This is a genomic window from Pelagibius sp. 7325, assembly GCF_037652055.1.
GTDB lineage: Bacteria > Pseudomonadota > Alphaproteobacteria > Kiloniellales > Kiloniellaceae > Pelagibius.
The window spans coordinates 89,975-107,745 of sequence record NZ_JBBKAH010000008.1; the positions used below are offsets into that span (position 1 = coordinate 89,975).

Genomic DNA, 17,771 nt, shown 5'->3' on the forward strand with positions numbered 1-17,771 from the left:
CGTTCGGGGAGACAAGGGAATGAAACACATTGGCGCGGTGATCCTGCACGAAGGTCGCCTGATGCTGGTGCCGACGATCTTCTTCTTTGTCTGCTTCAATGTGCTCGTGCTGACGATCACCTTCATGGATCCGGCGCGGGGATTCAGCATCGTCTCCCACGGCGCCGCGACGGTCGGCGCGCTGATTGTCGGCAAGGCGGTGCTGATCGCCGACAAGCTGCCCTTCTTCAACCGCTATCCCCACAAGCCGCTGATCTACAACACGCTGTGGAAAGCGGCGCTCTATATCGCCATCACCACGCTGATCCGCATTGCCGAAGCGCTGCTGTCGGCGGCGACCAATGAATACGGCTTCGCCACCGGCGTCGCGGAGGAAGCGGCGCATTTCACCTGGGGGCGCTTCGCGGCAATCCAGATGTGGCTGGCGATCCTGTTCCTCGTCTACACCGGCTTTCGCGAGCTGGCCAACCAGATCGGCCCGCAGCGCATGCGCGCGATGTTCTTTACAACGCCGGAGCGTGGGGCCTGATGTGGGGCCAATGCTGGGGGACTGACGAGCGGCGCGAGCCTCAAGCTGATGCATGACCCGGGTGAGGAGATGGTGGGGAGCGCGGATGAACTTGCTAGCAGCTTCGAAGCCTGCGGATGATATTATTCAGGCGACAAGCCGGGTTCTTAGGGGAGAAATAAGGATGCTTTTCACGAACCTCGGGCGCGTTGTCGCCTTTGTGACCTTTCTCTTTGGCCTCGTCAAAGTCGGTGTTGGCTGGAGCGTAGCCTCTGGAACCTTCGTTGAACCTGAGCCTGGCGCCTATCTGGGCCTTAGTACAAGCGGACAGATGATAGACCACGGAATATATACTCTTCTTTTCGCGGTTGCCCTGGGCACTCTTACCGAAATCAGCAGGTCGGTGGCAAAGTCAGCCGCCGGAAGGATGACGCAGCTTTAGTTGCCAACCTGCAGCTTGTGGAACATCGTTGATTGTAAAGTTAGAGTGAGCTGCGGCCAATCAGTGGCAGACGAAGAGAAAATTGGGACAACTTGGACTGACGAGGAGCTGGACGTCATCGTCAGCGACTACTTTGTCATGCTCAGCAAAGAATTGGCCGGTGAGCCCTACGTGAAGAGCCATCACAGCGCCATCCTGATGAAGCAGATCGGGCGCACCCACCGTTCGGTCGAGTTCAAGCACCAGAATATATCCGCGGTGCTGGAGGAACTCGGTCTGCCATGGATTCAGGGCTATAAGCCCAAGCGGAACTACCAGAATGCGATTTTCGGTGCTATTGACCGCTATCTCTCTGACGGTGGGGAAAGACCGCTTGTTCAGACGCCCTCCCAACCTGTCTATCTTGCAGAAGCAGGACAGGTCTTCATAGAGCCTCCTCCGATGCGGACTGATGTGGCGATGAGGCCGCCGAGATTGGAGAAGCTGGTCAAGAAGTTCGATCCGGTGGCACGTGACTTCCGCAATCGACAACTCGGTAAGGCGGGCGAGGAATTCGTGCTGGAGGTCGAGCGGCGGCAGCTGATCACTTTTAACCGTGCTGATTTGGCGCGTAAGGTGAGGTGGGTTGCTGCGGAAGATGGTGATGGGGCCGGATATGACGTGCTTTCGTTTACGGCGGAAGGCCGGGAACGGCTGATTGAAGTGAAGACCACGAACGGTTCGGCCCGGACACCATTTTTCCTGACCCGCAATGAACGCGAAGTGGCAGAAGCCCGCGCCGATGCTTGGCGGCTCTATCGGGTTCATCTATTCGCACAGAAGCCACGCGTCTTCAGTGTGGCGCCTCCATTGGAGCAGGTGTTGAGCCTTCAGGCCGAGACGTGGCGGGCAGCGCCCCTATAGTCTTTGGAGATGTTCGGTCGCTCCATATATGTTGTTGTCGGCGGCATCGCCGCCCGCCCGCTTCGTGCTACGTCGCCGGCAGTTCCGGGACCATCGTGATGTTCACCGGGCTTTCGTACTTGTTGTCGGCGCCGGTGGCGGAATCGATGGCGCTGCTGATGCCCAGCGTCAGGATGACGTCGAGGGCGATGCCGGCGGCGCCCGAGCCGCTCTCCCAGCCGCTGTCGTTGATGTAGGTCGCGGTCTGGTAGCCTTCCTTGTCGCAGGTGATGGTGATGTCGTGCTTGGTCTTGCTGACCGTCACGCTGCCCGGCGAAGCGGCCAGCTCGCCGATCTTCTTGCCCTCGCGCTCCAGGATGCAGGAGGCGCCCGGCGGGTTGGTGTTGATGCCGACCTCCTGGTCGGTGCCCTGCACGATGGACGAACAGGCCGCCAGCCCGAACGCCAGGCCCGCGAGCGCGAGCGCGGCAGGACGCTGAACGGTGGCGTGCCCGGCCGCCCCCCGCGCGAAATCTCCCCGTCTTTTCATGACGATGCCCCGTATTATTGGTTGTATTGGGGATCAGCGTAGCAGCCAAAAACGTTAATTTCACCCATTATGGGTTGCGGTACCGGGGAATAGTGCAAGGGGCGAGGGATTGCCTCGGGTGGGGCTTAGGGCTGTCCTGTCGGCGGCTCGCCGCTGGAAAGGGGGCACCCCCACCCTAACCCTCCCCCATCCTTCGAGACGCCCCTTCGGGGCTCCTCAGGAGAGGGGAGGGGATTCAGGGCAGGGGTAAGCGGAAGCTCTGAGGTTCGGGGCTTACTCGGCCGGCAGCAACGCGCGGACTTCTTCCAGCTTGGTCATGCAGGCGGCCTCGTCGCCGGCGGCGGCGAGATCCTCGGCCTCGGCGAGGAGTTGGGCGGCCTCGGTGCGGGCGTCTTCGTCGATGCTGCGGACGACCTGGCGCTGATGCGGCGAGGTCGCCTCGACGTCACCCGTGCCGCCCGTACCAGTGGCACCGGCCGCGGTCTCCATCGGCGGCGCTTCGCCGGCCGGCATGTCACCGGTCTGGCCTGAGCCGGACATTACCTCCTGTTGATGCTCGGTGGCCGGCATGTCGCCCTGCATGGTCGCGCCGGTCTCGGCGGCGACGATCTGCTGATTCAGGGCCTGGGTCTCGTCGGCGCAGGCCGCCCAGGCGCCGCTGCTCAGCATCGGGCCGCCCAGCAGGGCGATCGCGGTTCCCGCCGCGAGGAGGGTTCGGTGGGTCATCGGGCATCTCCCTTCGTTGGGTGTTCTTGGTGTTGCTAAAGGGAAACGCGGGGCGCCGAGGCGCGGTTCCTTGAAAGAGGAACGTGAGCCGGGGAACCGGGGCGCGGCCGGGCGGGTTTTCCGCAGGAGAGCCGCAGAGGCCCGCAATCGACACCCGCCATCGACACCCGCAATCGACAAGGGAGCCCAGCCCATGCCCGCGAGCAACCCCACCAGCAATAATGCGCAGTATCAGCAGCGTCTGCGCGACCGCGCCCGCCAGCTCTGGGAGAGCGACGGACGGCCGACCGGGCGCGAGGCCGAGTACATGGAAAAGGCGCGCGAAGACCTCGCCATCGAGTGCAACCCGCACGGCGCGACGGCGACGCCGGAGCAGGTGGCCGCGCCGCCGCCGCGCCGCGACGGCGAGTGACGCCGCCGGGGACGTCCGCAGCACTCCGCGCGCCAATTGAATTTGGGCCGATTGAAACTGTCGGCTGGTTTTACAGCCGGGGGAGGCGGCCGCCCCCAAATCGTCGGGCTGCTTTACAGCGGTGGATCAAACCGCCGGTAGATTATTAACCTAAGTTCCTGAGACAAAACGATACAGGCAGGGGTGGCGCGGTTCTTGCTCTTTGGGGGTAGGAAACATCCGGGCGGCCGGGGCAAACGACCGGCCGTGGGGGAAAAACAGGGGGAGTACCGTATGGGAAATCTTCGTCGTGCATTGGCCGCACCCGCAGTGGGCGCTGCCGCCATCGTTCTGCTCGCAGCCGGCCCGGCGAGCGCCGGCTTCGTCAACTACGAGATCCGCGGCAATCCGGACATCATCGAGGGCGGCGGGCAGACCGAGATCATCATCGACGAGGGCGGCGAGAAGGCGGCGCTCGGCTCCAACGACATCAACGGGTCGACGGTCGGCAGCATCTCCGGCCTGAAGATCGACCGGCTGGACGACGAGACGCGCTTCACCGCCGGCAGCGGCCCGGCGGTGGCGCCCTACCTCAACATCTGGATCACCGACGGCGCCGGCCGCTACGCGGTGCTGGCCAACGAGCCGTCCAACCCCGAGTTCCAGCCGCTCTATAACGACGGCTACGACCTCAGCTACGCCGACCTCGCCGACAAGTCGGTGAAGGTCTACGAGTTCGACCAGGAGGACACGGGCTGGCTGCCGAGCGGCGGGACGCTGAACGGCGCCTACATCCAGTACGACGACTTCTCCGCCTTCGCCGACTACACGATCGCGCCGCCGCCGCCCAGCTACATCGCCGATGCGAGCAAGGACGTCGGCAGCGGCGCGCCGCGCGCGCTGGGCACCAACGTCGCCTACGGCGTGAACTGGGTGTTCGGCGACACGCTCGCCAACTACGTCTCCGGCGACGACGGCTACATCGTCGCCAACGCGGCGGTCAGCGCCACCGCGGTGCCGGAGCCGGCAAGCCTGGCGCTGTTCGGCCTGGCCCTGGCGGGGCTGGCGTTCTTCGCGCGTCCCGGCGTGCTCGCGCGCAAGCGGGGGGCTTTCGCCAAGACCTGAAGGGCGCCAAGACCTGAAGGCGGCTTCGCGCCTGGTCGAAGGCGCGGTAGCAGAGAGCGCGCGCTTCGAGGAGAGAGCGTCGCTCGCAAACGGCGGCCCGCGGGAGGGGGCCGCCGTTTTCTTTCGAAAGCCCGCGCGGTCAGGCCGGACGCGCCCTGACCGCCCAGGCGCGCGCCGACAGCGCGATCGAGCCGTCGGGACGGCGCGGCAGGGTCTCCGCCAGGCGCCGGCGCAGGCGCTCGCGGTGCGCGTCGGAAAGGCTGGTGCAATAGCCGGGTGCCGGCCCGGCGCCCAGCGTGAAGGGGCGCCAGTAGTCGTCGAAGTCGCGGAACACCGTCGGCACGCCGAGCGCGGCGACCTCGACCGGGCCGAGCCCGGCCTCGGCCGCCAGCGCCGTCAGGCCGTCGGGCGTGCAGAAGGGAAAGCGCCGGGCTTCCCTGAGGTCTTCCGCGGCGGGGTCGAGCGCCGCGGCGGCGTCCCAGAAGGCGCGCATCATCTGCATGCCGCCGCCGGGATAATCCCAGACGTAGACGCCCAACAGGCCGCCCGGGCGCAGCGCGCGCCGCATCTCCTGCAGCGCCTTCACCCGGTCGGGCAGGAAGTTCAGCACCAGGCCGGCGACGGCGACGTCGCGGCCGCCGCTTTCCACCGGCAGGTCCTGGGCATCGCCCTGGCGGAACTCGGCGCGCACGTCGGGCAACTCCGCGCGGGCTTTGGCGAGGAAGCCTTCGGAGGCGTCGACGGCGACAAGGCCGCGCGGCGCCGCCTCGGCGAGGATGGCGGTGGACAGCGCGCCGGTGCCGCAGCCGACCTCGAGCCAGTCGAGCGCCGGCGCGGCCCCCAGCCAGGCGAGGAAACGCGGTGCCAACAGGCGGCTCCAGCGCCCCATGTAGGCCTCGTAGCTGGCACCGGCCTGCCAGGCGTCGTGACGGGATGCTTCAGCCATTGCGGTTCTCCCTGACGTATGACGCTACCTCCGCCGGCGCGCGCGGCCCATTGCACTTCCGGGGGAGGGCGGCGGGGGAAGGCGCGGGGAAGGCCGCCGGTCCGCCGGCGCACGGCCGCTGCCCGAATTTCGGACAAACTTGCGCGGATTTCGGACAAACCCGGAATCGCCGTTCAAATCGCCCTGCGAAGCCGCCACTACTCTGAGAGCTTGCCCCCGGGGGGAACCGGATCCGGGTCCGCAGGCCATGCCGTTGCGGGCATCAAGAGACGAAGGAGGGGGAACATGCATCGAAGATTCTTGCGCGGCGCCCACCACGCCGCCGTGCTCTGCGCGGGGCTGGTGCTGCCGCTGCTGCCGGCATCGGGCGCCGGCGCCGCAGTGATCTTCCAGCAGAGCGGCTCGGTGGCGTTCGGCGGGGTTGCGAGCGACTTTTCCCTGCCGAACGAGGTGGCCAACGATTTCACGCTGCAGCCGGGTGTCGCCACGATCACCGGGATCCAATGGTGGGGGCTGTACAACGGGCCGGGCGGGACGCCGCCGGCCGCCGATGCCTTCACGATCCGCCTCTTCGCCGACAGCTCGGGCGAACCGGCGGCCGCGCCGTCCTACGAATTCGCCGTCGGGAACGCCGTCGGCCGCACCGATACCGGTATCGACACCGTGGTCGGCACACCCCACGACGTCTATGCCTATGCCATCGAACTCGCCGCGCCGCTGTCGCTCCTGGCGGACACCACCTACTGGCTGTCGATCGTGAACGACACCCCCTTGGGTTCCGCCCTGGCCTGGGCCTGGTCGGCTCCCTTCGGCGGCAGCCTGGCCCAGCGCAGCTCCGCATTGGTCTGGTCCGAGGCGAGCTTCGAAACGCTCTTTACGCTGACCGACGACCCGCTGACGACGGTGCCCGAGCCCGCGTCGCTGGCGCTGTTCGGCGCCGGGCTGGCACTGCTCGGTCCGTGGCTGGGATGGATGCGGCGGCGTCGGAAAACTGGAAACGGAAAATCATGACAAGGATGTTGAAGACCGTCGTGTCGTCGGCGGCGCTGGCGCTGGGATTGTCCGTGCCGTTGTCGCTGGTGCTCGCCGCCGAGGCGCGGGCGGTGGTAGTCTACCAGTCGCCGACGATCGGCACCCCCAAGGGAAGCGGATCGGAAAGCAAGGGCGCTCTCACGGCCTTCGACGATTTCACGCTCGCGGCGCCGGCCGAGGTGAACGCGGTGTCCTGGAGCGGCAACGCCTCGACGTCGCCGTTCCGGATCGGCTTTTACGCCAACGATCCCGCCGCCTTCGCCGGGGGCGGCCCGGCCGCAGCGCCGCTGTTCGAGTTCACGGTCAACCCGGGCGGCGCGCCCGACAGCGTGCTGCCGTTCATCATTCACTTCACGGCCGAGCTCGGCAGCGCCGTCTCCCTCGCCGCGGACACCCTCTACTGGTTGTCGATCAAAGACATCGGGGCGCCACCGTCCGGTTGGGCCTGGGCTGGCGAAGCCGGCGGCACGTCGGTCTCGCGCAACGCGGCAGGCGACTCCCTGCAGGGACTTACGCTGTTCTTTGCCCTCGAGAACAATCCGACCCGCGTGCCGGAACCGGCGTCGCTGGCGCTGTTCGGCGCCGGGCTGGCGGGACTGGTCTGGGTGAGGCGGCGGCGCGGTATCGCGGGGGCCGCGGGGGCCGCGGGGGCCTAGGACTTCGAAGCGCCGCGCCGGCGCCGCGTGGCGGCGGCGCCGAGGCCGGCGGCCCTGGCGGGTTTGGCAGGTTTTGGGGGCGCGGGGCCGCTGCGCCGGCGTCAGCTGCGGCGCTGACGCACCGGCGCTGCCGAACGCGCCGGTAGAACAGGGCGCGGCGCGTCGTGCCGTTCACGGCGTGTAACGAATGCGTGATCAAGGACTTCGATGCATAATCTGCGGTTGCGCCAGGGCCGGCGCTGGCGCAGCTTCCCGCCGGGAACAAACGGGGAGGGCATCAACCCATGCTGAAGAATTGTTTGACGGCGCTGGCGCTCGGCGCCGCGCTGACGGTCGCGGCCGTGCCGCTGGCCACGCCGGCCCAGGCGGTGCTGATGAACCACGGCACCGGCGGCGAATACTTCTACGATACCGAGACCGGGCTCTACTGGTGGGACCCGGCCGCCTTCGTGAACCAGTCGAAGGCGGAGATCGACGCCTATGTCGCCGCCAACACGGACTGGCAATACGCCTCCTACCAGCAGCTGCAGGCGCTGAACGGCCAGATCTCGCTGGGCGGCGTGCCGCTGGACGAGATCATCGGAAGGGAACAATTCCGGCCGGCGATCTTCGCGGACGGCACCGCGGCCGTCGGGCGGAGCTGGATCGGCTTTTACGACGGCCTCTGCCCGCTGGGGGCCTGCATCGTCGCCAACCCGAACGGCTGGATCGTCGGCACCCTGCTGACGAGGACGCCGCTGGCGTCGGATCTGACGGTGATCGGCTACACCAGCTACCAGACTCAGGTCGACTTGGACCCGCTGCACGGCGCGTGGATCAACAGCCTGGTCGACCCCCTGGCCGCCGTCACCGAGGTGGCGGAGCCGGCGACGCTGGGCCTCTTCGCGGCCGGGCTGGCAGGGCTGGGCGTCCTGCGGCGCCGCCGGCGCGGCTGACACGGTCCTCGCTCTCGGGCAACGGACTCGCCACCGCTCTCGGGCACCGCTCTTGGTGGAGGAGGGTCAGGATGGGGGTGAGCCGTTGCTGCGGTGGGGGCCGGCGCGCCGGCGCCGCGTGGCGGCGGCGCCGAGGCCGGCGAGGCCGAACCCGAAGAGGGCGAGGCTGGCCGGCTCCGGCACGGCCGTGACGGAGATATCCGTGATCGTGAAGAGGGTGTTGGCCGTCGCCGTGGTGCCGGTGGTGGCGCCGGTCGCGGTCATTGCGGCGAGATAGATTTGGTACACGTGGCCGGCCAGCAGAATGCCGCTCAGCGAACCCTCGAAGGATTCATCCGTTCCGTCGCCCAGCACGCCGAACGTGAAACTCTGGTTCAGCGCATTTTCGGTGTAGTGATCGCTGTACACCAGTGACACGTCGGTGGTGTAGTCGAAGAGCCCCACGGTGAAGGCAACCCATTCCGGCTCCCCGACACCGGTAACCTGGTACTGGCCCGAGATGCTGTAGGTGCTGTCGACGTCGACCGAGAAGAGGGTGGAGTCGGTGCCGCCGTAGAGGAACGCGGCGTTGTCGCCGGCATAGCGGTGATCGAAGGCGTAGGACAGGCTGGCCACAGGGCCGCTTTGCTGAAAGCTGACCTGGAGTTCCGCGGAAGCGTCATCGACCGACCCGGTCAGGGTCGTCTGCGCGGGCATCGTTGGATCCCGATAGACCTTTCTGTCGGAATCGCCGGAGGGGCCGTAGATCGTCGCGTTGCTGTCCATGTAGACGTCCGTGAAGATGACCGCGGCGCCGGCGGCAGAGGACGCGAGGAAGAAAGGCGCGAAGACGGCGGGCGCCAGGGCGAGCCGGAGCGCCGGGCCGGATGCTTTCAGAATTTTCATGCCTCGGTTCCCCTTGATAAGTCGGTTCTCTCCGGGTGATGCCGTGCCCCCCGTCAGGGCCGAGTAGAACCGCTGCGGCGGGCGCGCTGAACGGCAAATCCGGGTTTGTCCGAAATCCGCGCAAGATTGTCCGAAATTCGCGCATCGGGACGTTTCCGCCGGGGGTGGCGGGCGAGCCGGGCGCGCCTGCGACGAATTTCCAGCCTTCCCCTCGAGGGATATTCCGCTAAGGTGCGGCCTCCAAATCCCCCCGAGTGCCATCCAACCGGAGCCGCCATGACCGCCCTGCTGCCGACCGTCGATCCCGATGGGCTGCTTGAATACTCCGTGGTTTTCACCGACCGCGCCCTGAACCATATGTCTCAGGCTTTCCAGGGTGTTATGCGGGATATCTCAAGCACTCTGAAAGCGGCATACAAAGCCGAAGGCGTGGCCGTGGTGCCGGGCGGCGGCACCTACGCCATGGAGGCGGTGGCGCGCCAGCTGGCCACGGACAAGAAGGTGCTGGTGATCCGCAACGGCTGGTTCTCCTACCGCTGGTCGCAGATCTTCGAGGCCGGCAGGATCCCGGCCCAGGAGATCGTCCTGAAGGCGCGGCCGGTATCGCCCGGTCACCAGCAGGCTTTCCAGCCGGTGCCGCTGGAGGAGGCCGTGGCGGTCATCGAAAAGCAGAAGCCGGCCGTGGTCTTCGCGCCCCACGTGGAGACGGCCGCCGGCATGATCCTGCCCGACGGCTACCTCGCGGCCATCGCGGAGGCGACCCACAAGGCGGGCGGCCTCTTCGTGCTGGACTGCATCGCCTCGGGCACCATCTGGGTCGACATGCAGGCGACCGGCGTCGACGTGCTGATCTCCGCGCCGCAGAAGGGCTGGAGCGCCTCGCCCTGCAGTGGCCTGGTCATGCTGAGCGGGCGGGCGGTCGCCGCGGTGAAGGAATCCGCCAGTTCTTCCTTCGCCTGCGATCTGAAGAAGTGGCTGGAAATCATGGAAGTGTATGAGAAAGGCGGCCACGCCTATCATGCCACCATGCCGACCGATGCCCTGCGCGGCTTCCGCGACGCCATGAAGGAGACGGAAGCCTACGGCTTTGCCAAGGTGAAGGCCGAGCAGGAGGAACTGGGGCAGAAGGTGCGCCAGCTGCTGGCCGCGCGCGGCTTCAAGTCGGTCGCCGCCGAGGGCTTCGAGGCGCCGGGCGTCGTCGTCTGCTACACCGACGACCCGGGCATCAAGACCGGCGCCAAGTTCGCCGCCGAGGGCCTGCAGACCGCGGCCGGCGTGCCGCTGATGTGCGACGAGCCCAACGACTTCCAGACCTTCCGCGTCGGCCTCTTCGGCCTCGACAAGCTGCACAACGTCGAGCGCACCGTGCAGAACCTGGCAAAGGCGCTCGACAAGGTGGTCGGCACCGCGAACGTGCGGTAGCTTCCGGCGCCGGCGATGACGACATCAAAAGACCGACTGAAGCGGTTTCTCGCACGGCTCGACGGCATCTTCGGGCGTGAGCCAAAGTTTTACCCCTTCGACTCCCTGATCCCAGGTGCCCCGAAGGTGGCGGTCATGGTCTACGACGACGTCCCGGAACCCGGTTACATTACCGGGGTTACCTACGGCCTGTCGGAGGTACAGCATCCGGAGTGGCGCCTTGGCCGGCCGGAACTGATCATCTCGGTGGAGTCGACCGACACTCGCTGGCCGCTGGCGGTTGGCGAACTGGCCAACCAACTGCGGGGAGATTGCCCGTTCGCCTACGGCGATGTCATCAACTTCGGTGAGCCCATTTCACCGGAATCGGAGATGGCAGCGTTCTTTGTTTTCGCGCCATCCATTCTGGAACGTGAGGATTTCCTGAATATTGACGTGGGCGGTCCGCAAACTTTGAGCCTCGCGGGAATGTATCCGATCTATCCCCCCGAAGTTAAGGTTATCAGGGCTGAGGGCCTCAAGGCCTTCTGGCATCACGAAAATTTCGACCCCTTTAGCGTGACCCGGCCAGGAATCACCAAGCTGTAACGGCGGGGCCGGCTGACTAAGGAGAGGGCATGAAGACCATCGGGCTCATCGGCGGCATGAGCTGGGAGAGCACCGTCGTCTACTACCAGCTGCTGAACCGCATGGCGCGCGAGCGCCTGGGCGGGCTGCACTCGGCCGAGCTGCTGCTGTGGTCCTTCGACTTCGCGGAGATCGAGGCGCTGCAGGCCGCCGGCGACTGGGAAGCGGCGACCGCGCGCATGACGGCGGCGGCCGCGGCGGTGGCGCGCGGCGGCGCCGACTGCATCGTGATCTGCACCAACACCATGCACAAGATGGCCGAGGCCGTCGAAGCGGCGGCGGGCCTGCCGCTGATTCACATCGCCGATGCCACGGCCTCGGCGGTGAAGGCGGCGGGTGTGAAGGCGCCGCTGCTGCTGGCGACCGGCTACACCATGGAGCAGGACTTCTACAAAGGGCGCCTGAAGGCGAAGCACGGCATCGACGTGCGGGTGCCCGATGCCGCGGGCCGCAAGCTGGTGCACGACATCATCTACGACGAACTCTGTCAGGGCATCGTCTCGGCGCCGTCCAAGGCGCGCTACCTGGCGATCGTGCAACAGGCCGTGGCGGACGGCGCCGACAGCGTCATTTTCGGCTGCACCGAGATCGATCTGCTGGTCTCGGCCGAGGATTTCGACATCCCGTCCTTCGACACCACCGAGCTGCACGCCCGCGCGGCGCTGGACTTCGCGCTGGGAGCGTGAAAGGCGCGGTCATCGAGCGCCACCCCCACCCTAACCCTCCCCCATCCAGGGGGAGGGGATTGCTTGTTGCGGCAGCTCAGTTTGTTCCCCTTCCCCCTTGATGGGGGAAGGCAGGGAAGGGGGTGAAGTGGCAGCTTGCTGCCGGCTGAGGGGCTTACGCCGGCGGGGCGGCGCAGACGGCGTCGTAGGGGAAGCGCTCTTTGATGAGGCCGTTGTATGCGAAGACGTCGAGGGTCGCCTCGTAGGCCGGCCTGGTGATCTCCACGTGCGGCGTCCAGCAGCAGAGCCGCTGGTAGGTCGCGATGCAGTCGGCCAGCACCGCCTCACCGATCTTCGGGAAGAAGGGTTTTTCCGCCTTGGCGATCTCGGCGGCCGGCGTCTCGTTCAGGTAGGCGCGGGTCTTCCCGTAGGCGCGCACGAAGGCCTTGGCCATATCGGTCTGCAGCCACGCGCGCGTCGCCGCCAGGCTGGAAAAACCGCAGGGACCGATCTGCTTGCCGACCTGCGCCACGATGCGGCCGATGCCGTCGGCCTCCAGCTGCTGCGGGAAGGGACCCTGCTGCTGCACGTAGGCGCCCTGGCCGTCGCGGAAGGCCTTGTCGATCTCGGCGGCGCCGCCCGGGGTGATCGGCGTGATCCTGTCGAAGTCGATGCCGGCCTTGTGGCAGGCGTAGCGGAACATGGCGCGCGGCTGGCCGCCCTTGAACATCACCACCTCGGCGCCTTCCAACTTCTTCCAGGAGAAATCCGGGTCGGCGTCGCGCCCGGTGAGGAAGAAGCCGTCCATCTCGTTCACCTGCGCGAAATGCACGGCCGGCGGTCTGCGGCCTTCGTTCAGCGGGGTGAAGGCCTGACTGAGCGCCGACTGCACCACATGCGCCGTGCCGTTCTGCAGCGCCTCGATCGCGGAAACGCCGGGCGGCGACACCGACCAATCCGGGGCCAGGCCCTCCGCCTTCAAAAAGCCGCCGGACATGGTGGAGATCAGCGGCGAGTAGAAGGCGGAGAACAGGGTGAACTGGATCGATATCTTTTCCACGGCACATCCCCCGTTCATTGCCCGCCTTGCTGGCGGGCGCTGCTGTCAGGGTAGGCGCGACGATGGTTCCAATTCAAGCGGTGGGGCCGGAGATAACCCAGGCCGGCCGTGTGCTGCGCGGCAATCAGTCTTTCAGTTCGATCGGTTCGACAATGAAGCGGCCGCGGCCGCGGCGCACCGCATAGGCGCTGCCACGCGGGATGCGGACCTTGTCGATCAGCGGATCGAGCGCAGCCGCGATGAGTTCGACATTGGGATCTTCGCTGCCGTTAGACCTGTCCTGCTGCGCGTACCACTTGGCAAAGGCGTCGTCGGCAAGCTCCGGCCCGATCGACTTGCGCAGTGCGTTCAGCTTGCGCAATTCACCCTTGGTCAGGGATTTTTCATCAACTTTCGGCGATTTCTTGGCCATTGAAGGACCTCTGAATTTTTAGACGGGTGTGCGTTATTGCGTGTGAACTTGAAAACTTCAAGGATCAACTTTGGTGTTTGCCGACATTAAATGTCCGGCTTTCAACGCGTCACTCGCCTTAAAAGTTCAACTCTTTACGTACAGATACAACTTTGCGGCCCGCTTCAACGAGAAGAGGCGAAGGGGACGGCGCAATTTTTCGTGTCAAACGAGTGCTTGGCAGAGTCGCCTGACCTTCAGCGAAACTGCGCAATCCTTTGCAGGAAGGGCTCGGCGAAGTCGCGCAGCTTGGCTTCGCCGACGCCGAAGACGCGGGCGAAATCGATACGATCGGCAGGCTTCAAGCGTGCCATCTCGACGAGAGATCGGTCGCCGAAGATAACATAGGCGGGCACGCCGCGCTCCTTGGCGACGGAGAGGCGCAGTTCCTTCAAGGCGATGAGCAGTTCGCCCTCGGCGCCGGTGAGCTCGGCGGCCGCCTGCGCTTTGCGGGTCCGTGCGGTGGCTTTCCTGCCGGCATCGCGGCGGAAGCGGAAGCTGCCGTGGCCCTGCAACAGGGCGGCACCGGCTTCGGTGAGGCTGAGGCCGCCGTGGCCGGTGATGTCGAGTCTCAGAAAGCCGGAGGCCACGAGCTGGCGCAGGATGGAGCGCCAGGTCTCCTTGGTCTCGCCGCGGCCGCGGCCGTGGGCCGCGAGGCGGTCGTGGCGCAGAGTGCGGATTCTTTCGGTGTCGGCGCCGCAGAGGATGTCGACGATGTGGGCGGCGCCGAAGCGCTCGCCGGTGAGGGCGACAGCGTCCAGCGCGTTGCGCGCCTGCTCGAAGCCATCCTCGGTGACCGGCGGATCGAGGCAGACGTCGCAATTGCCGCAAGGGACCTTGCTTTCGCCGAAATACGACAGCAGCACCTGGCGGCGGCACTGCGGCGTCTCGCAGTAGGCGACCAGGGCGTCGAGGCGCTTGTGCTCGCGGCGTTTGTGATCCTCATCACCGCCCTCATCCTGCTCAATGAACATGCGGCGCTGGCGGATGTCGTCCAGGCCGTAGAGCATGAAGGCCTCGGCGGAGCGGCCGTCGCGTCCGGCGCGGCCGAGCTCCTGATAGTAGGCTTCCATGTTCGAGGGCAGGTTGGCGTGGAAGACGTAGCGCACGTCCGGCTTGTCGATGCCCATGCCGAAGGCGATGGTCGCCGCCATGACGACGCCGGCTTCCGTCATGAAGACATTCTGGTTGGCGGCGCGCGTCGCGCTGTCCAGGCCGGCGTGGTAGGGCAGGGCGCGGATTCCGTTCTGCACCAGCAGGGCGGCGGCTTCCTCGGTCTTGCGGCGCGACAGGCAGTAGACGATGCCGCTCTCGCCGGGCCTCGCCTTCACGTAGTCGAGCAGCTGGCGCTTCCAGTCGTTGCGCAGCGCGACGGCGAGGCTGATGTTCGGACGATCGAAGCCGGTGACGAAGCTGCGGCCGCCTTGCGGGAACAGCTTCGCCGCGATGTCCTGGCGCGTCGCCTCGTCGGCGGTGGCGGTGAAGGCGGCCAGCGGCACGCCGGGGAAGACCTGCGGCAGGCGGGCGAGCGCCTCGTACTCCGGGCGGAACGAGGGGCCCCAGCGCGAGATGCAGTGCGCCTCGTCGATGGCGATGAGCGCCAGCGGCAGGCGCGCCAGGGCGGCCAGCATGCGCTCGGTCATCAGGCGCTCGGGCGAGATGTAGAGCAGGCGCAGTTCGCCGCCGGCGGCGCGGCGCCAGGCCGCCACGTTGGTCGCGCGGTCGCGCGAGGAGTTGATGGTCTCGGCGGCGACGCCGTCCAGCTTCAGGGCCGCCACCTGGTCCTCCATGAGAGCGACCAGCGGCGAGACCACCAGGGTCAGGCCCTGCTTCACCAGCCCCGGCAGCTGGAAGCAGAGCGACTTGCCGGCGCCGGTCGGCATCACGGTAAGGACGCTGCGGCCCTCCAGGATCGAGGCGATGACCGGCTCCTGGCCCGGCCGGAAGCTGTCGTAGCCGAAAACCTCTTTCAGGATACGGTAGGCGGGGGAATCGGGGGGCAGGGACGGCGCGGGGAGGGACATGGGCTGTTTCTGCCATGCCGGGCAGAGTCGGGTCCAGGGGGCAGGGTCGATTTCCGCTCGCCCTGGCCATCTCGCCAGCGGGGCCATCGGACTCACATAACGCCTGTATCCATCCAGGATATCATCCCGGCCAAGCGAGCTTGCGGGCGCGGTCCGGGGGGACGGTTTGGAAAAGGCCGCAAGAAAAAGGGCGAATGGTTCTTGTTGGGCCGTTTCCTATTTCGCCGCGGCGCCGTCCGCCGCCGGCTCGTAGAGGTCGCGCGTGACGCCGTCCAGATTGCGGCCCTCGATGCGGATGAGGCGGGTCGGGCCCTCGCGGCGCGGGGAGTGAAGCACGCCCTCGTTATAGACGACCGCCATGCCGGGTTTCAGTTCGTAGACCTTCTCCGCCGCGACCTTGCCCGGCTTCTCGCCCTCCGGAGCCCGGACCTTGCGCCACTCGGTCATCTCGGTCACGCCCTTGGCCTGGCCGTAAATCGCCCAGGTATCGGCGTGGTCGTGCGGCGGCGCCTCCTTCGCGCCCTCATAGACGTGCGCCATGATGCAGAAGTGGAAGTCGGGATCCTCGTACAGCAAGGACCGCGCGGCGGTGGCGTGGTCGCCGAGGTGCGCGTCGACGAATTCGGCGTCCTTCAGGGCGCGCTCCAGGTGGCGGCGCACCGCTTCGCGCCCGGCCGGGCCGGGGTTGGCGGCGATGGCGGCGTGGCAGTCGGCGGCCAGCTGCTCCAGGGTATAGCTCATCACGTCCAATCCTCTCACGAACGCTTCGGGTCCGAAGGCTTCAGGCAATGCTAAAGCAGGCCGTCGGGCCCCGCCAAGCGGCAAGGCGCCGCAGCGTTCACCGCCGGGCCTTTTCGATCTCCTCGATGCTGCGGCCGGGCCTGGGCCGATAGGCCGGCAGCGACCAGTTGAAGGTGATCGCCAGGCATCGCACCGCCAAGGTGGCGAGGATCCCGGCGATTCCGGCCGCCAACCCGGGGACCGCGAGCAGGGTCAGCAGCACATAGACCGCGGCGCCGAGCGCCGAGGCGGTCACATAGATTTCCCGGCGCAGAATGACCGAGGGTTCATTGCCGACGAGATCGCGGACGATGCCGCCCACGGTGCCGGTGATCACGCCCATCGCGACGGCGACCATCGGGCCCGTGCCGGTATCCAGGCCCTTGGCGGTGCCGGCGACGGTCACCAGGGCGAGACCCAGCGCATCGAACCACAGCAGCAGCTTGTAGCGGGATTCGACCAGATGGGCGGTGAAGTGGACGACGATCGCCGTGATCAGGCAGGCAACGATATGGATCGGGTCGACCATCCAGAACACGGGAACGTCCAGCAGCAGGTCGCGCACCGTGCCGCCGCCGACGCCGGTGAGCACGGCGAGCCACATGAATCCGACGATGTCGAGGCCTTTTCGCGAGGCCACCAGGGCGCCGGATACCGCAAAGACGACCGCCGCGAGAATGTCGGTCGTGAGTATCAGATGGGCAGGGGCGTCTGGCAGCGGCATGGTGAGCCTGTCCCGTCGGCTGGAGTCCAGGGGTCGCCCCGGCCCGGGGCGCGACCGTCATGCTAGCCGATGGCCCGCCGCGGGCGCTACAAGGCTGGCCAACGGTCTTGTAGACCTTTGCAGCGCGGTATCGGATAAGGAGCGCATGGAACCAACCGGATTGATTCTGGGCGCGCTCGGCCTCGCCCTCGGGGGCGTGCTGAAGGGCGCGACGGGCGCCGGCGCGCCGATCGTCGCCATACCGCTGCTGGCGATGTTCTACGACGTGCCGCTGGCGGTGGCGCTGTTCACGCTGCCGAACCTGATGTCGAACCTTTGGCAGGGCTGGCGCTTTCGCGCGCACCAGCTGGGCCCGATGCTGACCTGGAGTTTCGCCCTGGCCGGGGCCGCCGGGGCCGGCGTCGGCTCGGCGATCCTGGTGAGCCTCTCCTCCGACCTGCTGATGCTGGGGGTCGCCGGCGCGGTCTTCCTCTATATCAGCTTTCGCCTGGCGCGGCCCGACTGGACCCTGGATCTCGGCCTCGCGGCGCGTCTGGCGGCACCGGCCGGCTTTGTCGGCGGCATCCTGCAAGGCGCCGTTGGCATCTCCGCACCGGTCTCCATCAGTTTCCTGAACGCGACGCGGATGGATCGCCTGGCCTTCATCGCCACCATCTCCGTGTTCTTCGCGGCGATGTCGCTGGTGCAGATCCCGCTGCTTGCCGCCTGGGGCGTGCTGACGCCGCCCCGGGTGCTGCTCAGCGCCCTGGCGATCCTGCCACTGATCGCGGGCATGCCGCTGGGCGCCTTCCTCGCCAAGCGCATGTCGAAGATCTTCTTCGACCGCCTGATTCTGGTCCTGCTGGCGTTGATCGCCGCAAGGCTGGTACTAAGTGTTGTTACCTGAGGTGAGCCGGCGGCGGGGGGCGCAGCCGATCTCAAGAATGGCCGATCCCCTGAA

21 protein-coding genes are annotated in these 17,771 nt (G+C 67.0%); 12 read left to right on the top strand and 9 right to left on the bottom strand.

Going from position 1 to position 17,771, the window contains the following annotated elements; genetic code table 11:
- Window positions 1-19: 19 nt before the first annotated feature.
- The 3 genes from WDC82_RS17710 to WDC82_RS17720 all read left to right on the top strand — a co-directional run bounded on the left by WDC82_RS17710 (window position 20) and on the right by WDC82_RS17720 (window position 1,853).
- Complete coding sequence (locus WDC82_RS17710; RefSeq protein ID WP_340118703.1) at window positions 20-529, top strand: hypothetical protein; 510 nt, start codon at window positions 20-22, stop codon at window positions 527-529.
- Window positions 530-614: 85 nt separating this feature from the next.
- Window positions 615-950 (top strand): hypothetical protein, encoded by a 336-nt coding sequence (locus tag WDC82_RS17715; RefSeq protein ID WP_340118704.1) that lies wholly within the window; start codon window positions 615-617, stop codon window positions 948-950.
- A gap of 63 nt (window positions 951-1,013) precedes the next feature.
- Window positions 1,014-1,853, top strand: coding sequence for a DUF3883 domain-containing protein (locus tag WDC82_RS17720; RefSeq protein ID WP_340118705.1), 840 nt, complete (start codon window positions 1,014-1,016; stop codon window positions 1,851-1,853).
- A gap of 67 nt (window positions 1,854-1,920) precedes the next feature.
- Here the strand turns inward: WDC82_RS17720 and WDC82_RS17725 are convergent, their stop codons facing one another.
- Both WDC82_RS17725 and WDC82_RS17730 read right to left on the bottom strand, forming a co-directional pair.
- Entirely contained in the window at window positions 1,921-2,382 is a 462-nt protein-coding gene (locus tag WDC82_RS17725) for a hypothetical protein (protein ID WP_340118707.1), read from the bottom strand.
- Between the two features lie 273 nt (window positions 2,383-2,655).
- Window positions 2,656-3,108, bottom strand: a complete 453-nt coding sequence (locus WDC82_RS17730) for a hypothetical protein (protein WP_340118708.1) — start codon at window positions 3,106-3,108, stop codon at window positions 2,656-2,658.
- A 193-nt stretch (window positions 3,109-3,301) separates the two neighbouring features.
- Between WDC82_RS17730 and WDC82_RS17735 the strand changes: the two genes are divergently transcribed.
- Window positions 3,302-3,520, top strand: a complete 219-nt coding sequence (locus WDC82_RS17735) for a DUF2934 domain-containing protein (RefSeq protein ID WP_340118709.1) — start codon at window positions 3,302-3,304, stop codon at window positions 3,518-3,520.
- Window positions 3,521-3,793: 273 nt separating this feature from the next.
- Window positions 3,794-4,624: a PEP-CTERM sorting domain-containing protein gene (locus WDC82_RS17740; RefSeq protein WP_340118710.1), complete on the top strand. Its 831-nt coding sequence runs from the start codon at window positions 3,794-3,796 to the stop codon at window positions 4,622-4,624.
- Window positions 4,625-4,763: 139 nt separating this feature from the next.
- Here the strand turns inward: WDC82_RS17740 and WDC82_RS17745 are convergent, their stop codons facing one another.
- Complete coding sequence (locus tag WDC82_RS17745; RefSeq protein WP_340118711.1) at window positions 4,764-5,570, bottom strand: class I SAM-dependent methyltransferase; 807 nt, start codon at window positions 5,568-5,570, stop codon at window positions 4,764-4,766.
- A gap of 285 nt (window positions 5,571-5,855) precedes the next feature.
- Here WDC82_RS17745 and WDC82_RS17750 point away from each other — a divergent pair, with 285 nt between their 5' ends.
- The 3 genes from WDC82_RS17750 (at window position 5,856) to WDC82_RS17760 (ending at window position 8,193) form a co-directional block, all read left to right on the top strand.
- Window positions 5,856-6,581, top strand: a complete 726-nt coding sequence (locus tag WDC82_RS17750; RefSeq protein ID WP_340118712.1) for a PEP-CTERM sorting domain-containing protein — start codon at window positions 5,856-5,858, stop codon at window positions 6,579-6,581.
- Window positions 6,578-7,258, top strand: a complete 681-nt coding sequence (locus WDC82_RS17755; protein WP_340118713.1) for a PEP-CTERM sorting domain-containing protein — start codon at window positions 6,578-6,580, stop codon at window positions 7,256-7,258. Before WDC82_RS17750 ends, WDC82_RS17755 begins: the two co-directional genes overlap by 4 nt.
- A gap of 284 nt (window positions 7,259-7,542) precedes the next feature.
- Window positions 7,543-8,193 carry a PEP-CTERM sorting domain-containing protein gene (locus WDC82_RS17760; protein ID WP_340118714.1) on the top strand — a complete coding sequence of 217 codons (651 nt, stop codon included), beginning with the start codon at window positions 7,543-7,545 and terminating at the stop codon, window positions 8,191-8,193.
- Window positions 8,194-8,259: 66 nt separating this feature from the next.
- On the opposite strand, the gene WDC82_RS17765 is transcribed toward WDC82_RS17760, so the two are convergent.
- A complete protein-coding gene (locus WDC82_RS17765; protein ID WP_340118715.1) occupies window positions 8,260-9,078 on the bottom strand; it encodes a PEP-CTERM sorting domain-containing protein in 819 nt (272 codons plus the stop codon).
- A gap of 276 nt (window positions 9,079-9,354) precedes the next feature.
- On the opposite strand from WDC82_RS17765, the gene WDC82_RS17770 reads away from it, so the two are divergent.
- From WDC82_RS17770 to WDC82_RS17780, 3 genes are read left to right on the top strand one after another with little or no spacing between them, the layout of a single operon-like run.
- Window positions 9,355-10,500, top strand: a complete 1,146-nt coding sequence (locus tag WDC82_RS17770; protein ID WP_340118716.1) for an aminotransferase class V-fold PLP-dependent enzyme — start codon at window positions 9,355-9,357, stop codon at window positions 10,498-10,500.
- A gap of 15 nt (window positions 10,501-10,515) precedes the next feature.
- Complete coding sequence (locus WDC82_RS17775; RefSeq protein ID WP_340118717.1) at window positions 10,516-11,088, top strand: suppressor of fused domain protein; 573 nt, start codon at window positions 10,516-10,518, stop codon at window positions 11,086-11,088.
- Window positions 11,089-11,117: 29 nt separating this feature from the next.
- Entirely contained in the window at window positions 11,118-11,813 is a 696-nt protein-coding gene (locus WDC82_RS17780; protein ID WP_340118718.1) for an aspartate/glutamate racemase family protein, read from the top strand.
- A gap of 154 nt (window positions 11,814-11,967) precedes the next feature.
- Here the strand turns inward: WDC82_RS17780 and WDC82_RS17785 are convergent, their stop codons facing one another.
- The 5 genes from WDC82_RS17785 to WDC82_RS17805 all read right to left on the bottom strand — a co-directional run bounded on the left by WDC82_RS17785 (window position 11,968) and on the right by WDC82_RS17805 (window position 16,831).
- The gene (locus WDC82_RS17785) at window positions 11,968-12,852 is read right to left on the bottom strand and encodes an ABC transporter substrate-binding protein (RefSeq protein ID WP_340118719.1); all 885 of its coding nucleotides are present in this window, start codon (window positions 12,850-12,852) and stop codon (window positions 11,968-11,970) included.
- A gap of 124 nt (window positions 12,853-12,976) precedes the next feature.
- Window positions 12,977-13,264: a hypothetical protein gene (locus WDC82_RS17790; RefSeq protein ID WP_340118720.1), complete on the bottom strand. Its 288-nt coding sequence runs from the start codon at window positions 13,262-13,264 to the stop codon at window positions 12,977-12,979.
- A 236-nt stretch (window positions 13,265-13,500) separates the two neighbouring features.
- Window positions 13,501-15,327: a DNA helicase RecQ gene (gene recQ, locus WDC82_RS17795; protein WP_340118721.1), complete on the bottom strand. Its 1,827-nt coding sequence runs from the start codon at window positions 15,325-15,327 to the stop codon at window positions 13,501-13,503.
- A 216-nt stretch (window positions 15,328-15,543) separates the two neighbouring features.
- The gene (locus WDC82_RS17800) at window positions 15,544-16,068 is read right to left on the bottom strand and encodes a hypothetical protein (protein WP_340118722.1); all 525 of its coding nucleotides are present in this window, start codon (window positions 16,066-16,068) and stop codon (window positions 15,544-15,546) included.
- Between the two features lie 97 nt (window positions 16,069-16,165).
- On the bottom strand, window positions 16,166-16,831 hold the full coding sequence (locus tag WDC82_RS17805) for a trimeric intracellular cation channel family protein (protein ID WP_340118723.1): 666 nt from the start codon (window positions 16,829-16,831) through the stop codon (window positions 16,166-16,168).
- Between the two features lie 145 nt (window positions 16,832-16,976).
- Here WDC82_RS17805 and WDC82_RS17810 point away from each other — a divergent pair, with 145 nt between their 5' ends.
- Complete coding sequence (locus WDC82_RS17810) at window positions 16,977-17,717, top strand: sulfite exporter TauE/SafE family protein (protein ID WP_340118724.1); 741 nt, start codon at window positions 16,977-16,979, stop codon at window positions 17,715-17,717.
- Window positions 17,718-17,771: the final 54 nt, after the last annotated feature.

Bases quoted from the DNA above. Each gene is read 5' to 3' on its own strand.
- WDC82_RS17710 (WP_340118703.1), top strand. From the start codon at position 20: ATGAAACACATTGGCGCGGTGATCCTGCACGAAGGTCGCCTGATGCTG.
- WDC82_RS17715 (WP_340118704.1), top strand. From the start codon at position 615: ATGAACTTGCTAGCAGCTTCGAAGCCTGCGGATGATATTATTCAGGCG.
- WDC82_RS17725 (WP_340118707.1), bottom strand. From the start codon at position 2,382: ATGAAAAGACGGGGAGATTTCGCGCGGGGGGCGGCCGGGCACGCCACC.
- WDC82_RS17730 (WP_340118708.1), bottom strand. From the start codon at position 3,108: ATGACCCACCGAACCCTCCTCGCGGCGGGAACCGCGATCGCCCTGCTG.
- WDC82_RS17735 (WP_340118709.1), top strand. From the start codon at position 3,302: ATGCCCGCGAGCAACCCCACCAGCAATAATGCGCAGTATCAGCAGCGT.
- WDC82_RS17740 (WP_340118710.1), top strand. From the start codon at position 3,794: ATGGGAAATCTTCGTCGTGCATTGGCCGCACCCGCAGTGGGCGCTGCC.
- WDC82_RS17745 (WP_340118711.1), bottom strand. From the start codon at position 5,570: ATGGCTGAAGCATCCCGTCACGACGCCTGGCAGGCCGGTGCCAGCTAC.
- WDC82_RS17750 (WP_340118712.1), top strand. From the start codon at position 5,856: ATGCATCGAAGATTCTTGCGCGGCGCCCACCACGCCGCCGTGCTCTGC.
- WDC82_RS17755 (WP_340118713.1), top strand. From the start codon at position 6,578: ATGACAAGGATGTTGAAGACCGTCGTGTCGTCGGCGGCGCTGGCGCTG.
- WDC82_RS17760 (WP_340118714.1), top strand. From the start codon at position 7,543: ATGCTGAAGAATTGTTTGACGGCGCTGGCGCTCGGCGCCGCGCTGACG.
- WDC82_RS17765 (WP_340118715.1), bottom strand. From the start codon at position 9,078: ATGAAAATTCTGAAAGCATCCGGCCCGGCGCTCCGGCTCGCCCTGGCG.
- WDC82_RS17770 (WP_340118716.1), top strand. From the start codon at position 9,355: ATGACCGCCCTGCTGCCGACCGTCGATCCCGATGGGCTGCTTGAATAC.
- WDC82_RS17775 (WP_340118717.1), top strand. From the start codon at position 10,516: ATGACGACATCAAAAGACCGACTGAAGCGGTTTCTCGCACGGCTCGAC.
- WDC82_RS17780 (WP_340118718.1), top strand. From the start codon at position 11,118: ATGAAGACCATCGGGCTCATCGGCGGCATGAGCTGGGAGAGCACCGTC.
- WDC82_RS17790 (WP_340118720.1), bottom strand. From the start codon at position 13,264: ATGGCCAAGAAATCGCCGAAAGTTGATGAAAAATCCCTGACCAAGGGT.
- recQ (WP_340118721.1), bottom strand. From the start codon at position 15,327: ATGTCCCTCCCCGCGCCGTCCCTGCCCCCCGATTCCCCCGCCTACCGT.
- WDC82_RS17800 (WP_340118722.1), bottom strand. From the start codon at position 16,068: ATGAGCTATACCCTGGAGCAGCTGGCCGCCGACTGCCACGCCGCCATC.
- WDC82_RS17805 (WP_340118723.1), bottom strand. From the start codon at position 16,831: ATGCCGCTGCCAGACGCCCCTGCCCATCTGATACTCACGACCGACATT.
- WDC82_RS17810 (WP_340118724.1), top strand. From the start codon at position 16,977: ATGGAACCAACCGGATTGATTCTGGGCGCGCTCGGCCTCGCCCTCGGG.